The sequence below is a fragment of the Peribacillus sp. SIMBA_075 genome, from assembly GCF_046534585.1.
In genome coordinates this window covers 1-243 of sequence record NZ_JAWRYN010001413.1, presented here as the reverse complement: position 1 = coordinate 243, position 243 = coordinate 1, and the positions used below count along the sequence as shown (strand labels likewise).

Below are 243 nucleotides of genomic sequence, written 5' to 3'. Positions count from 1 at the left end.
CAGAAAATCGACGTCTTGTTCTGCGTCGTATTGTTCTGCTAGGGCTTCCAATTCCTGCGCTTCTTCGCCACTGAGCAAGCCGGCTTCATCGTAAATCAAGTCAGCGGCCTGCGCGAAAGCCGGCATGCCACAGGCGATCAACAATAAGCCCATCAATAGCGCCCATGCCAATTTCTGCGAGAAATGTTTCACCATAAGACACCCCCTACCGCAAAGGCGATGGCTTTCATGGCCACAAAACTC

Annotated in this window: 1 pseudogene; it reads right to left on the bottom strand. The window is 52.3% G+C overall.

Features of this window, described 5'->3' with window-relative positions:
- Positions 1–195: pseudogene (locus SB775_RS33005) on the bottom strand (hypothetical protein); the annotation flags it as partial.
- Positions 196–243 lie beyond the last annotated feature (48 nt).